General features: G+C 70.5%; 12 protein-coding genes. 2 read left to right on the forward strand and 10 right to left on the reverse strand.

Annotation, left to right across the window (positions count from 1 at the left end):
• Window positions 1-132: 132 nt before the first annotated feature.
• Together ACFYOJ_RS32095 and ACFYOJ_RS32100 are read right to left on the reverse strand one after the other, a co-directional pair.
• Window positions 133-798: a response regulator transcription factor gene (locus ACFYOJ_RS32095; RefSeq protein WP_356557124.1), complete on the reverse strand. Its 666-nt coding sequence runs from the start codon at window positions 796-798 to the stop codon at window positions 133-135.
• Window positions 795-2,045 (reverse strand): histidine kinase, encoded by a 1,251-nt coding sequence (locus ACFYOJ_RS32100; protein ID WP_356557125.1) that lies wholly within the window; start codon window positions 2,043-2,045, stop codon window positions 795-797. The genes ACFYOJ_RS32095 and ACFYOJ_RS32100 overlap by 4 nt, the downstream gene beginning before the upstream one ends.
• 95 nt (window positions 2,046-2,140) lie before the next feature.
• Between ACFYOJ_RS32100 and ACFYOJ_RS32105 the strand changes: the two genes are divergently transcribed.
• Window positions 2,141-2,701: a GNAT family N-acetyltransferase gene (locus ACFYOJ_RS32105; RefSeq protein WP_356557126.1), complete on the forward strand. Its 561-nt coding sequence runs from the start codon at window positions 2,141-2,143 to the stop codon at window positions 2,699-2,701.
• A gap of 36 nt (window positions 2,702-2,737) precedes the next feature.
• Here the strand turns inward: ACFYOJ_RS32105 and ACFYOJ_RS32110 are convergent, their stop codons facing one another.
• The 8 genes from ACFYOJ_RS32110 to ACFYOJ_RS32145 form a co-directional block, all read right to left on the reverse strand.
• Window positions 2,738-4,246 carry a TraM recognition domain-containing protein gene (locus ACFYOJ_RS32110; RefSeq protein ID WP_356557127.1) on the reverse strand — a complete coding sequence of 503 codons (1,509 nt, stop codon included), beginning with the start codon at window positions 4,244-4,246 and terminating at the stop codon, window positions 2,738-2,740.
• A 23-nt stretch (window positions 4,247-4,269) separates the two neighbouring features.
• Window positions 4,270-5,682: an ATP-binding protein gene (locus tag ACFYOJ_RS32115; RefSeq protein ID WP_356557128.1), complete on the reverse strand. Its 1,413-nt coding sequence runs from the start codon at window positions 5,680-5,682 to the stop codon at window positions 4,270-4,272.
• A 12-nt stretch (window positions 5,683-5,694) separates the two neighbouring features.
• The gene (locus ACFYOJ_RS32120; RefSeq protein WP_356557129.1) at window positions 5,695-7,254 is read right to left on the reverse strand and encodes an SCO6880 family protein; all 1,560 of its coding nucleotides are present in this window, start codon (window positions 7,252-7,254) and stop codon (window positions 5,695-5,697) included.
• On the reverse strand, window positions 7,251-8,591 hold the full coding sequence (locus ACFYOJ_RS32125) for a hypothetical protein (RefSeq protein ID WP_356557130.1): 1,341 nt from the start codon (window positions 8,589-8,591) through the stop codon (window positions 7,251-7,253). The genes ACFYOJ_RS32120 and ACFYOJ_RS32125 overlap by 4 nt, the downstream gene beginning before the upstream one ends.
• Complete coding sequence (locus ACFYOJ_RS32130) at window positions 8,581-9,402, reverse strand: hypothetical protein (RefSeq protein ID WP_356557131.1); 822 nt, start codon at window positions 9,400-9,402, stop codon at window positions 8,581-8,583. The genes ACFYOJ_RS32125 and ACFYOJ_RS32130 overlap by 11 nt, the downstream gene beginning before the upstream one ends.
• A 178-nt stretch (window positions 9,403-9,580) precedes the next feature.
• Window positions 9,581-9,889, reverse strand: a complete 309-nt coding sequence (locus ACFYOJ_RS32135) for a hypothetical protein (protein WP_019526682.1) — start codon at window positions 9,887-9,889, stop codon at window positions 9,581-9,583.
• Between the two features lie 218 nt (window positions 9,890-10,107).
• A complete protein-coding gene (locus tag ACFYOJ_RS32140) occupies window positions 10,108-10,506 on the reverse strand; it encodes a DUF397 domain-containing protein (RefSeq protein WP_356557132.1) in 399 nt (132 codons plus the stop codon).
• Window positions 10,507-10,515: 9 nt separating this feature from the next.
• On the reverse strand, window positions 10,516-11,367 hold the full coding sequence (locus ACFYOJ_RS32145; protein ID WP_356557133.1) for a helix-turn-helix transcriptional regulator: 852 nt from the start codon (window positions 11,365-11,367) through the stop codon (window positions 10,516-10,518).
• 202 nt (window positions 11,368-11,569) lie between these two features.
• On the opposite strand from ACFYOJ_RS32145, the gene ACFYOJ_RS32150 reads away from it, so the two are divergent.
• On the forward strand, window positions 11,570-12,013 hold the full coding sequence (locus ACFYOJ_RS32150; RefSeq protein ID WP_356557134.1) for an ATP-binding protein: 444 nt from the start codon (window positions 11,570-11,572) through the stop codon (window positions 12,011-12,013).
• The last annotated feature ends 27 nt before the right edge of the window (window positions 12,014-12,040 follow it).

Below are 12,040 nucleotides of genomic sequence, written 5' to 3' on the forward strand. Positions count from 1 at the left end.
GTACTGCAGGGGGGACCCTGTGGGAGAGTAGGACACCGCCGAACAATCATTGAGGAGAGCCCCGCACCGGGAACGGTGCGGGGCTTTCTGCATTTCTGCCTCCATATTTGCAGGGTCTTTTCAGGAGGCTTGTCAGGCCGGCTTCACCAGCTTCGTGTCATAGGCCAGGATCACCGCCTGCACGCGGTCCCGGGAGCCCGTCTTGGCCAGGATGCGGCCCACGTGGGTCTTCACCGTGGACTCCGCCAGATGAAGGCGTTCCGCTATCTCCGTGTTGGTCCAGCCCTGGCCCATCACCCGCAGGATCTCGGTCTCCCGGTCGGTGAGGGCGGCCAGGCGCGGATCGGGGGAGTCGCCCGGTCCGGCGGATGCCGGCAGATGGTGGACGTAGGCGTCGAGCAGGCGGCGGGTCAGGCTCGGGGCCACCACGGCGTCTCCGGAGGCAACCGCGCGGATGCCGGAGAGCAGCTCCTCCGGCTGGGCGTCCTTGACCAGGAAACCGGAGGCACCGGCGCGCAGGCCGGCGTAGGCGTACTCGTCGAGGTCGAAGGTCGTGAGGATGAGGATCCGGGTGCGGCCCCCGGTGGCGACGATCCGGCGGGTGGCCTCGATGCCGTCCAGGCCGGGCATACGGATGTCCATGAGGACGACGTCGGGGGCGAGTTCGGCCGCCATGCGCACGGCCTCGGTGCCGCCTGTCGCCTCTCCGGCGACCGCCATGTCGTCCTGGCTCTCCAGCAGCATCCGGAAACCGAACCGCTGCAGCGGCTGGTCGTCGGCGATGAGGACGGTGGTCACTGCGGGGTTTCCTCCGGTAGTCGCAGGTGGACGCGCCAGCCCCGGTCGGGGGCCGGACGGGGGCCGGCCTCAAGTGTGCCGCCGTACAGGGACGTTCGCTCCCGCATTCCGGGCAGGCCCCGGCCGTCGGACAAGGCCGGGGCGGGGCCGCCGCGGCCGGTGTCGGTGACGGTGAGAGCGACGGCGCCGCCGGGCCCGTAGGAGAGGTCGATGCGGGCGGTGGCACCGGGGCCGGCGTGCTTGAGGGTGTTGGTGAGGGCTTCCTGGACGACACGGTAGAGGGCGAGCTGGCGGCCGGGGGCGAGCGTGGCGTCACCCCGGACGGTCATACTGACGGACAGGCCCGCCCTGCGGACACCGTCGACGAGCCGGCCGAGGTCGGCGAGCGCGGGCTGCGGGGCGAGTTCGGGCCGCTCCCCCTCCTCCTCGTCACGCAGCACGTCGAGCAGGCGCCGCAGCTCGGTGAGGGCCTGGCGGCTGGTGGTGGCGATGGCGTCGAGGGCCTGGCCGGCGCGCTGCGGGGACTTGACGGCGGCGTAACGGCCGCCGTCGGCGAGCCCCGTGATGACGGAGAGGTTGTGGCCGATGATGTCGTGCATCTCCCGGGCTATGCGCGCCCGTTCGGCTGCGGTGGCGAGCTGGGCCTGCTGGTCGCGTTCGATCTCCAGACGTCGGGCACGGTCCTCCAGGACCTCGGTGTAGTTGCGCCGCGTGCGGACGGTGACGGCGATGAGGGCCACGACGCCGACGGACATCAGATGCGAGCCGAGCTGCTGGTTCCAGGGACCGCCGTCCTCACCGAAGCGGGCCAGCGTCACGCACGTCGGAACCGTCGCCAGGGCCGCCGCCCACCACAGGTTGCGCAGCGGCAGGCGCAGGGTGACGTGGAAGAGCAGGACGAGCTGGAGCAGGGAGACCTGGAGGGCGGCGCCCGACCAGGCGTTCAGCACGGCGACCGGAGCCATGGCGAGCAGGGCGGTGCGGGGGCGGGCACGGCGCCAGAGCAGGGGGACCGAGAGGCCGAGGCTCATGGCGAGAACGAGTGCGCCGGGTACGTCCGTGTCGTGGGCGACGCTGCGCCAGCCGCCGCCGGAGTAGTCGATCAGGGCGGCCGTCATCCAGAAGACGGTGACGAGGAGGTCCCACACGAGCGGGCGGCGCCGGTCGAAGGCGCGTACCCGCCGGTTGACGCGTTGCACGTACTCGGTGAGAGGTTCCGCCGCTCGTTCTTCCACCACGGGCTCCATCCGCCCATGATCGCGCCGGCGGGCGGGCGGGGTCGTCCTTCCCGGGGCCGGATATGGGATGAGGACCGTAGTACCCCGGTACTACGGTGGCCCCCATGAGTGTCTCGACCCCCGGTGACTACGTGATCCGCTCCATACGCACAGACGAGTGGCCCGCCGTGAAGGAGCTGCGGCTGCGTGCGCTGCGCGACCCGGTGGCGCACCTCGCCTTCCTGGAGACCTACGAGAACGCCGTCGCCCGGCCGGACTCCTACTGGCAGGACCGCACGGCCAAGGCGGCCGAGGGCGCCTCGGGTGCGCAGCAGATCATCGCGGAGGGGCCCGGCGGGCAGTGGCTCGGTTCGCTGACCGTGCTGATGGAGGAGCCGGGGACGACGGACTGGGCGGGGCTCCCCGTGGACCGGCGGCAGGGGCACGTCGTCGGCGTGTTCGTGCGGCCCGAGTGGCGGGGGAGCGGGCTGGCCAAGGCCCTGTTCGACGCCGGGCTGGAGTGGGCGTGGTCCGCAGGGGCGCAGCGGGTGCGGCTGTTCGTGCACGAGGACAACGGCCGGGCCCAGGGCGCCTATCGCAAGGCAGGCCTCGTGCCCAGCGGCCGGACCGTGCGACTGGAAGGGAAGCCGGAGGAGACGGAGCTGGAGTTCGTCGTCGACCGCTGACCGGCCGGCCGCGGCCCCGTTCCCCGTCCCTGCGCGTCACACCGGCAGTTCGTCGTGGGGCCAGCGGGTGCGGCCCTGTTCACGGGAGCGGAGCAGGGCCAGGGTCGGCATCCCGCGGTCCGCTCCGGTGGCCAGCAGCTCGGGGAGCTGGGGAAGCGGGGCCACGGCGGCGACGTCGTCCAGGACGAGGGTGAGTGGTGGGTCGAGCCGACCGGAGGATGACCGTTCGGCCACGCGCCGGCCGTGCTCGACCACGCTGGAGACGAGCGCCGTCAGCAGCGGCATCGCGCCCGGGCTCGTCCGGGGGTCCTCGATGGATTCACCCACCACGTAAAGCGTGCCCTGTTCGTGGACGAAGGAATCCAGGGTGAGCGCATCGGTTCGGTTGGGAGTGCACGCCTCGCGGATGTTGACCGTGGAGAGGGCGGCCAGGGCCCGGGCGGTCAGCTGCTGAGCCATGTCCCGGCGGTCCGGATGCGCGGTGAGGGCGCCCTCGAGTTCCCCCGCGGCGCCGGGCGCGGCTTTCGGGCTGGTGCGCAGGACGCGTACGGCGTCCTGGACCTGGAGGCCCTGCGACCAGCGGTGGACGTGACGGACGGTACGGCCGTCGACGGCGGCGGCGTGGAGGTAGCTGCGCAGGAGCAGCTCCGCGGTGTCGCCGACGGCCTGGTCGAGGCGGGCGGTGGGGCGGACGGGGGCGAGGAGACCGGCGGCCCGGGCCGTGGCCGTCTGTCTGTCCTCGCAGCCGCTGGTGGGGGACCAGTGGAGACGGGCCGGGGTGTCGCAGAGGTGCGCGGGGTCGTAGAGCAGGACCGGTCCGAGCTTGGCGCGGGCGTCCTTGGTCTCCTGCCACAGGGCGGGGCTGGAGGTGACGACGAGGGCGGCGCCCTCGGCCGCGCGCAGGGCGTCCACGGCGGTCGAACGGCGGGTGTCCGGGGGACCGTAGCGCACCCCGGCCGCGGCGCGGTGCGGTTCCCACCCGCCGGGCCGGGGGCCGCCGGCCACGGGAGGGCGGGGCTCCTTTTCCGGTGTCGTCTCGAGCCGCGGTGCCCTCGGGGTCGGTACCTCGTGCGCGTGGGGCTGCACCCGGGGCTGCTCCGGCTCCGGCATCGGCTCCGGCATCGGTGTCGGCATCGGCGTCTGTGTCCGCTTCTGCGCGGCCGCCGAGGCCTCCTCGCGCCGGCGCTGCCGTACCGCCTTCCAGCGGGCCACCGTGCCCATCACGAACACCGCGAGCACGACCAGCACCATCAGCTGGCCGATGAACAGCCCCCAGAACAGCCCGTACCCGGAGAGTGCTCCCGCCGGGGCGTCGGGCCAGGCGCCGGGGAGGTCGTGGGGCTCGGCGACCAGGTGGCGCATGGCCGTCGGGGTGGCGGAGAAGGTGACGCCGGCGGGCCAGGAGCCGTGGGAGAAGAGACCGGACAGGCCCGTCGCCGTCCACACCAGCAGGGTCATGCCGAGGAGGAAGGCCAGTATGCCGATCAGCAGGCCGTCCGGGATGCCGCCGCCCTGGCCGTCCCGCCGCTGGTCGTCCGGTCTCATCCGTCCCGTTCCTCCCCCTGTGCCTACGCCACCGTCGATTCCGACGAGTCGGCGATGTGCTGCTCCATGAAGGCCGCCGCCCGCTGCTCCGCCTCCAGCTCGGCGGCGCGCAGGGCGTCGTCGGCGAGGTCGGCGGAGGACTCGGTCATCGCGCGGTCGGTGAAGACCAGGGGGCGTTCGGTCTCGGTGACCAGGTGTTTGACGACCTGGACGTTGCCGTTGACGTCCCACACCGCGATGCCCGGAGTGAGCGACGGGATGATCTCCACCGCCCACCGGGGCAGACCGAGCACCCGGCCGGTCGCCCGCGCCTCGTCGGCCTTCTGGGCGTAGATCGTCCGTGTCGAGGCCATCTTCAGGATGGCCGCGGCCTCCTTCGCCGCCGCGCCGTCCACGACGTCCGACAGGTGGTGCACCACCGCCACGAACGACAGACCCAGCCGGCGCCCGAACTTCAGCAGCCGCTGGAACAGCTGCGCCACGAACGGGCTGTTGATGATGTGCCAGGCCTCCTCGACCAGGAAGATGCGCTTCTTCCGGTCGGGGCGGATCCAGGTGTGCTCCAGCCACACGCCGACGATGGCCATGAGGATCGGCATGGCGATGGAGTTGCGGTCGATGTGGGACAGGTCGAAGACGATGAGCGGCGCGTCGAGGTCGATGCCGACGGTCGTCGGGCCGTCGAACATGCCGCGCAGGTCGCCGTCGACGAGCCGGTCCAGCACCAGCGCCACGTCCAGGCCCCAGGCCCGTACGTCGTCTATGTCGACGTTCATCGCCTCGGCCGACTCCGGCTCGGGGTGGCGGAGCTGCTCGACGATGTCGGTGAGAACGGGCTGGCGTTCGACGATGGTCTCGTTGACGTAGGCGTGCGCGACCTTGAGGGCGAAACCGGAGCGCTCGTCCAGGCCGTGCCCCATCGCGACCTCGATGATCGTGCGGAGCAGCGCGAGCTGGCCGGTCGTGGTGATCGCCGGGTCGAGGGGGTTGAGCCGGATGCCGTGGTCCAGGGCGGCCATCGGGTCCAGCCGGATGGGCGTTATGCCCAGCTCCTCGGCGATGAGGTTCCACTCGCCGACGCCGTCCTCGCCCTGGGCGTCCAGGACGACGACCTGGCGGTCCTTGAAGCGGAGCTGGCGCAGGACGTACGTCTTCTCCAGCGCCGACTTGCCGTTGCCGGACTCCCCGAGGACCAGCCAGTGGGGGGCGGGGAGCTGCTGGCCGTAGAGCTGGAAGGGGTCGTAGATGTAGCCCTTGCCGGAGTAGACCTCGCGGCCGATGATCACGCCGGAGTCGCCGAGGCCGGGGGCGGCGGTGGGCAGGTAGACGGCCTGCGCCTGGCCCGTGGAGGTGCGCACGGGCAGGCGGGTCGTCTCGACCTTCCCGAACAGGAAGGACGTGAAGGCGTCGGTGAGGACGGTCAGCGGGTCCCGCATCAGGCTCAGCCCCTACCTTCGGATGCCGGTGGCGAACGGAAGTGTGTTCACGAAGGCGCGGTGGTGCTCGCGGTCGCACCACTCCAGTTTCAGGTACGACTTTCCGGCCGAGGCCCTTATCGTCCGCTTGTCGCGGGCGAGCGCCTCGGGGGAGCGGGAGGAGACGGTGATGTAGCCGACCAGGTTGACGCCGGCCGCGCCGCTGGCGAGATCCTCGCCGCGCTGGTCGAGGCGGCTGTGGGCGGCGACGTCGCGCGGGTCGACCGTGCGGTTCATCTTGGCGGCGCGGGAGGCCTCGGCCTCGTCGTTGGTCTTCTCGGTCAGCATGCGCTCGATGGCGACCTCGGTGGGTTCGAGGTCCATCGTCACGGCGACCGTCCGGATGACGTCCGGGGTGTGGACGAGCAGCGGCGCGAGGAAGTTCACGCCGACCGGGGTCATCGGCCACTCCTTGATCCAGGCCGTGGCGTGGCACCAGGGGGCGCGGGTGGAGGACTCGCGGGTCTTGGCCTGGAGGTAGGTGGGCTCCATGGCGTCCAGCTCGGCCGGCCAGGCGTTGCGCTTGGTCATCGCCTGGATGTGGTCGATCGGGTGGTCCGGGTCGTACATGGAGTGGATGAGGGAGGCGAGCCGGCCCTGGCCGAGCGGCTGGCGGACGCGGATGTCGGCCTCCTGCAGGCGCGAGCAGATGTCGGTCAGCTCGCGCGCCATCACCACGGCGAGTCCCGCGTCCCGGTCGACCCTGCGCCCGTTCTGCGCCCGGGCCGCGCGGGCCATGGTGTGGGCCTCGGCGGCCAGTTCGCGCGTGTAGTGCATGCAGGCGACGAGGTAGGCGCGGTGCTGCTCGCTGCTGGTGGACACCATCGACTGCAGCTGGTCGTACGACCGCTGCAGCCACGGCGGCGCCTTGTCGTCGCCGCGCAGGGCGACGTCCTTGGCGTGCGCGTCGGGGTCGGCCGGGAGGGTGCGGGCGAGCATCTGGATGCGGGTGACGAAGCCGTCGCCGTTGGCCACGTGCTTGAGCAGGGTGCCGAAGCGGTCGACGAGGGCCTCCTGGTCCTCGGAGTCGCGCAGACCGACGCCGGGGCCCTCGATCTCGATCGCGGCCGTCACCGTCTTGCGGTCGGCGTGCAGCAGCACGGCGATCTCGTCCGGTCCGAAGGGCGCCGCCAGCCAGGTGATGCGGCCGATGCCGGGCGGCGGACCGACCTCGACCTCCCGGCCGTCGAGCCGGGTGCCGGCCTCGATGACGCCGGAACGGTAGGTGGCGCCGTTGCGCAGGGTCCGCTTGTAACTGCGGTTGATCTCGAACCACTTGTAGAACGTCCGGTGCTTGTACGGCACGTAGACGGCGGCCAGCGCGAGCATCGGGAAGCCGACGAGCAGCACGATGCGCAGGGTCAGGACGGGGACGAGGAGCCCGCACATCATGCCGAGGAACGCGCCCACGACGATCAGCGCGATCTCGCCGGTCTCGCGATTGCGGCCGACGATCGCGTTCGGCCGGGCGCGGCCGATCAGATACGTACGGCGGGGCGTGACCTGGTGGGACACGTGGGACTCGGTCGTCAACGCCCGTCACCTCCTGAGCTGTTGTTGCTGTTGCGGGTGTTGCCGGCGTGGGGCGTGTTCACCGGGCTGGCGGAGCGCGGCACGGGTGCGGCGGAGGGGACACTTCCGCTGCCGGCCGAGGGGCGCGAGCTGTGCGCGGCGACCCCGCCGGAGGCGGGATTGGCGGGGCGGGACGCGGCGGAGCCGGACTGGCCCCCGCCGCCTCCGCCGTCACCGTTGTGGCGGGTGCTGTGCGTTCTGATGCCCTGGGCGACGAGGTTGGCCGGGGAGCTGATCACGGCTGCGGCCTTGCCCTCGGCGCCCTGCATGATGCGGTTGTTGCGGCTGTTCGCGATCTCGTCGCCGAAGCCGGGGACGAAGCGGTAGATCATCGCGGACGCGAAGATGGCGAGCAGGATGATGGCGAGGCCGGAGACGATGGCGGCGACGGAGTCGGGGCCCTCCTCCGTGGTCAGCGCGCCCGCGAGTCCCAGCACGATGACGATCACCGGCTTGACCATGATCACGGCGATCATGATGCCCGCCCAGCGGCGGACGTGGCCCCACAGGTTCTTGTCGACCAGACCGGCGTAGACGACGACACCGAGCAGGGCGCCGACGTAGAGCAGGACGGCCCGCAGATACAGCTCCAGGTAGAGGACGCCCGCGGCGATGATCGACACGAACGACACCAGGATCAGCATGATCGGGCCGCCGCCGATGTCGTTGCCCTGCTTGAGCGCGTCGGAGAACGTGCCGAAGAACGTGTCCGTCTGGTCCCCGGTGCCCTTCGCCAGGACATCGGTCACCGCGTCGGTGGCGGAGACGACCGTGTAGAGGATCAGCGGGGTGAACGCCGAGGCCAGGACCGTGAGCCACAGGAACCCGATGGCCTCGGAGAGCGCGGTGGCGAAGGGCACGCCGCGCACGGCGCGCTTGGCGACCGCCAGCAGCCAGAGGACCAGCGTGAGGATCGTCGACGCCGCGAAGACGACGGCGTACTGCTTGAGGAACGTGCCGTTCGTGAAGTCGACCTCGGCGGTGGTCTTCACGGCGTCGCTGAGCGTGTCGACGGTCCAGGCGGCGGCGTCGGCACAGCCCTTGGCGAGGGAGGCGAGGGGGTCGAGCGTGGAGGTGACGCCGGGGGCGTCCCCGCCGGCACCTCCGGTGGAGCCGCCGCCGGATTCCCCGCGTTCGCAGTAGTCCTTGGCGGGGCCGTGGATCAGGTCACAGGGGTCGTTGCTCGGAGTGGGGGAGGGAGTGGGTGCGGCGAAGGCACGCGTGGCGAAGAGAAAAGCTGCCACCTGTACGGCGGCGGTGACTCCCGTCAGCTCGAGTACGCGACGGTTAGCGGGCATACGTGAACCCTCCGTACTCCTGGACGGCCTTCGCCATCTCGTCAGCGCTGGACGCCTTGTCATCCCCGGGAATGGGCGCCGGGCCGTCCTTCTGGGAGTGCGTCACGATCTTCCAGTCATCACCGATCCACTCAAGTTCCATGGTGATGGTGAACCAACTGCTCGTGACGGGAGCAGTGGAGTCCTGGCCTGCGAGGCCGAGGAGGCCGCTGCACCAGACCTCGACGGTCGTGTTGTCGGACGAGCCCGCGATGACCTTGGTGCCGATCGGGCTTGTGCGGGACACGAAGGTGTACCCCTTAGGGGGCGTACCGTCATCGTTCAGCCCGATGTTCTTGTTGAAGCTGGGGCTGTAAGCCTTGTCCAGGGTGGCCTTGAAGTCCGCCACTCTGGCGGGAACGATGATGGCCTGCAGGATGGAGTCCCGTCTGGCCTTGTCGAACATGTCGGCCGAGCCCAGTGCCACGGCATAGTTCGCCGCAGCGCTCTGCGCGCCCTGTTCGTCGTGGGGGAAGCCCGAGGGGATGCCGGCTGCCTTGGTGGTGACCGGCTGCGTGCCGGAGGGCGCCGTCGCCGAGGTCTTCGGTTTGTCGCCGGCCGCTTCGCCGGAGGCTGCGGAATCGTCTCCTCCACGGTTCGCGAAGGCGATCGCGGCGATGAGGAGGACGACGACACCGACCACGGTGACCAGGCTGCGCGAGGACGAGCGGCTGCCGCGCCGCGGACCGCCGTCCGCGTCGGGCAGCCGCGTGCGGGTGTGGCCCGTGCCGCCGTAACCGCCGGAGGACTGGTGGTCGTCTCCGAGACTCATGCCGCGTACGCCCCCTCGACGTCGTGCGGGAACACGTCGTACCCCATGCCGTAGAAGTATGACGGTAGCCGTGCCGGCTCCCGCTCGCGTGCTGTGTGGTGACTGGACATCAGGAAAACGCAACCTCAGTCGGTGGGCACGACGGGCGGGTGGGACGGAGGGGGAACCGGGCGTCCGTCTACACGGCCATGCCGTACACGATGGTGAAGAGCGTGCCGAGCGAGCCGATGATGAACACGCCCGTCAAGCCCGCGATGATGAGGCCCTTGCCCTGTTCGGCGCTGAAGGTGTCCCGCAGGGCCGTGGCGCCGATGCGCTGCTTGGCGGCGCCCCAGATGGCGATGCCGAGGCAGAGCAGGATGGCGACGGCCATCACCACCTCGATCATCACCTTCGCCTCGTTGCCCAGGCTGCCGAAGGGGCCCCAGTCCGGAGCGATCCCCCCGATGATGGTGTTGATGTCTCCCTCGTCGGCCGCAAAGAGCATGTAAGTCACCGCCCCTGTTGGGTAGTTCCGTGCCCCCTGCGTTGGTGCAGAGGTCAGGCCTCATTGTCGCCGACAATGCCGCGGTCGTATGTCGACTTGACGTCATTGTTTGGCGGGTTTCGTGCGAACAGCTTGCCACCGGCCCGCGCCGGGTCCTCGTGGGGCGGTGCGGGCCGGCGTGAAAAGAGTCGTATCGTCACTCTGTGTATCACAGGAGGTTACGCCGGGCAATGATGCCGGTGCGCAACCTGACGCGTGGTCATGTCGTTGTGCCCTTCTACGAAGTGATCGAACTCGCCCGCCTTCGCACCGAGGACGAAGGTCTCCCACTTCTGTCGGTCCGTCGTGACGACGGTTTCCGGGGTTTCGGTGTGACGGATGAGGACAGGGGTGTCGGCGTCACTCCCAGGGGTGAGGGTGACGTGGACGGCCACCGGACGGGTGCCCGTCTTCAGGGCGGTGAGCAGGGCGCCGAAGGCCGCGGGCGTCACGGTGAGTATGGAGCCGGTGGGGTCGCCGGTCTCGGTGAGGTGGACGCCGGAACCGGTGGCGGCGACGTGTACGCATGACTCGCCTTCGCCGCAGTAGGAGGACTTCTGCCAGTGGGTGGGCTGCATGGCTTCCTCTCAGATCGTCTGGATGACGCGGTGGATGAGGGCGCGGGACTCGAGCTCGATCAGGCTGAGGGCGGTCAGGCGGTCCAGGACCTTGCGGTACTTGTCCAGCTGGGCATCGGCATCCAGCAGGGCGATGCCGTGGGACTGGTCGAGCTGCACCGTGTCGAGCTGCGGTACGGGGCCGTGGACGTAGTAGATGGGCTGTCCCGCGCCCGGATAGCCCCCCGCGTCGAAGGGGATGATGCGGAGCGAGATGTTGGGGTGCTCGCTCATCTTGAGCAGGTGCTTGAGCTGCTGGCGGGCGACGTGACGTCCGCCGAACCGCATATGCAGGGCGGCCTCGTGGATGATCGCCCGATAGGGGGACGGGTCCTTGCGGAAGAGCACGGCCTGTCGCTTGATGCGAAACGAGGCCCGGTGTTCCACCTCGGGAGGTGACAGCTCGGGGACGACCTGACGGAACACCTCGCGGGCGTGATCCAGCGTCTGGAGCAGGCCGGGGATACCGGACGTGTGGGCGGTTCGCAGTGCAGTGCCGTGATGCTCGAGTTCGGCCAGATCCAGCAACCCCGATGGCAGGACGTCGCGGTACTCCACCCACCAACCGCGCCGTCGCTCACCGGTCATACCGGCCAGTGCCTCGACGAGGTTCTTGTCGGGGCACTCGTACAGGCACGCCATGGTGCGTACCCGCTCGGCGCTCACCGGCAGGCGTCCGGTTTCCATGTTGCTGACCTGGGCCTGCTTGATGCCGAGCCGGCGTGCGGCCTCTGTGGAGGTGAGGCCGGCGCGTTCACGCAGCTTGCGCAGCTCGGTGCCCAAGCGGAGCTGCCGCGCCGTGGGGTTGCTTCTCACGGGCATGCCCGTCGCTCCTCCGTACCACTTGTCACCCACAGGGATGGAAGAAGTAGTTATAGCTCCGTTTGGGATAAAGAAAATATCCTGATGCTGTTAGCTTCGGTCGTGGCGCCTCCCCGCCCAGAAGTGCACCGGCCGACGGGTCGGCAGGCCACTGGGGCACCGCAAGTGAGTTCCCAACTCCTTCCTGCGATCGGAGACTTCCATGGCCACCGTAGACCCGTCCTGGAGGTACACACTTCACCTCCCGCACGATCCACGCGCACCGGGGATCGCCCGCGCCACGCTCCGGGCGGTTCTCGCCGCTCACGGTTTCGCGGAGCTGACCCCGACCGCCGAGCTGGTGGCCGCCGAGCTTCTCGCCAACGCCCATCTGCACACCGCTGGTCCCTACTCCCTCCGCATCTTGTCGCGCGAGCCGGGGCGGCTGCGGGTCGGGGTGTGGGACACCGACCGTCGGGTGCCGCCCGGCTTCCGGGGCGGTGAGCACCCCGGCGCCGCGCCCCCGGTGGACGCCGAGAGCGGGCGGGGACTGGGCCTGGTGCGTGCCTGCGCCGACGCCGTCGGGATCTCCGTGCCGCGTGAACTCGGCGCGTCGAAGGGCGGGAAGCTGCTGTGGGCCGAGTGTCGACGGGCCGACCTGCCGTAATGGTCGGGGCGGACAGCAGCGCGGGAA

Source organism: Streptomyces sp. NPDC006384, from assembly GCF_042870695.1.
In the GTDB taxonomy this organism is placed as follows: Bacteria; Actinomycetota; Actinomycetes; order Streptomycetales; family Streptomycetaceae; genus Streptomyces.

Excerpts from the sequence above, each read along its gene's own strand:
- ACFYOJ_RS32100 (WP_356557125.1), bottom strand. The coding sequence starts at position 2,045 with ATGGAGCCCGTGGTGGAAGAACGAGCGGCGGAACCTCTCACCGAGTAC.
- ACFYOJ_RS32105 (WP_356557126.1), top strand. The coding sequence starts at position 2,141 with ATGAGTGTCTCGACCCCCGGTGACTACGTGATCCGCTCCATACGCACA.
- ACFYOJ_RS32110 (WP_356557127.1), bottom strand. The coding sequence starts at position 4,246 with ATGAGACCGGACGACCAGCGGCGGGACGGCCAGGGCGGCGGCATCCCG.
- ACFYOJ_RS32115 (WP_356557128.1), bottom strand. The coding sequence starts at position 5,682 with ATGCGGGACCCGCTGACCGTCCTCACCGACGCCTTCACGTCCTTCCTG.
- ACFYOJ_RS32125 (WP_356557130.1), bottom strand. The coding sequence starts at position 8,591 with ATGCCCGCTAACCGTCGCGTACTCGAGCTGACGGGAGTCACCGCCGCC.
- ACFYOJ_RS32130 (WP_356557131.1), bottom strand. The coding sequence starts at position 9,402 with ATGAGTCTCGGAGACGACCACCAGTCCTCCGGCGGTTACGGCGGCACG.
- ACFYOJ_RS32135 (WP_019526682.1), bottom strand. The coding sequence starts at position 9,889 with ATGCTCTTTGCGGCCGACGAGGGAGACATCAACACCATCATCGGGGGG.
- ACFYOJ_RS32140 (WP_356557132.1), bottom strand. The coding sequence starts at position 10,506 with ATGCAGCCCACCCACTGGCAGAAGTCCTCCTACTGCGGCGAAGGCGAG.
- ACFYOJ_RS32145 (WP_356557133.1), bottom strand. The coding sequence starts at position 11,367 with ATGCCCGTGAGAAGCAACCCCACGGCGCGGCAGCTCCGCTTGGGCACC.
- ACFYOJ_RS32150 (WP_356557134.1), top strand. The coding sequence starts at position 11,570 with ATGGCCACCGTAGACCCGTCCTGGAGGTACACACTTCACCTCCCGCAC.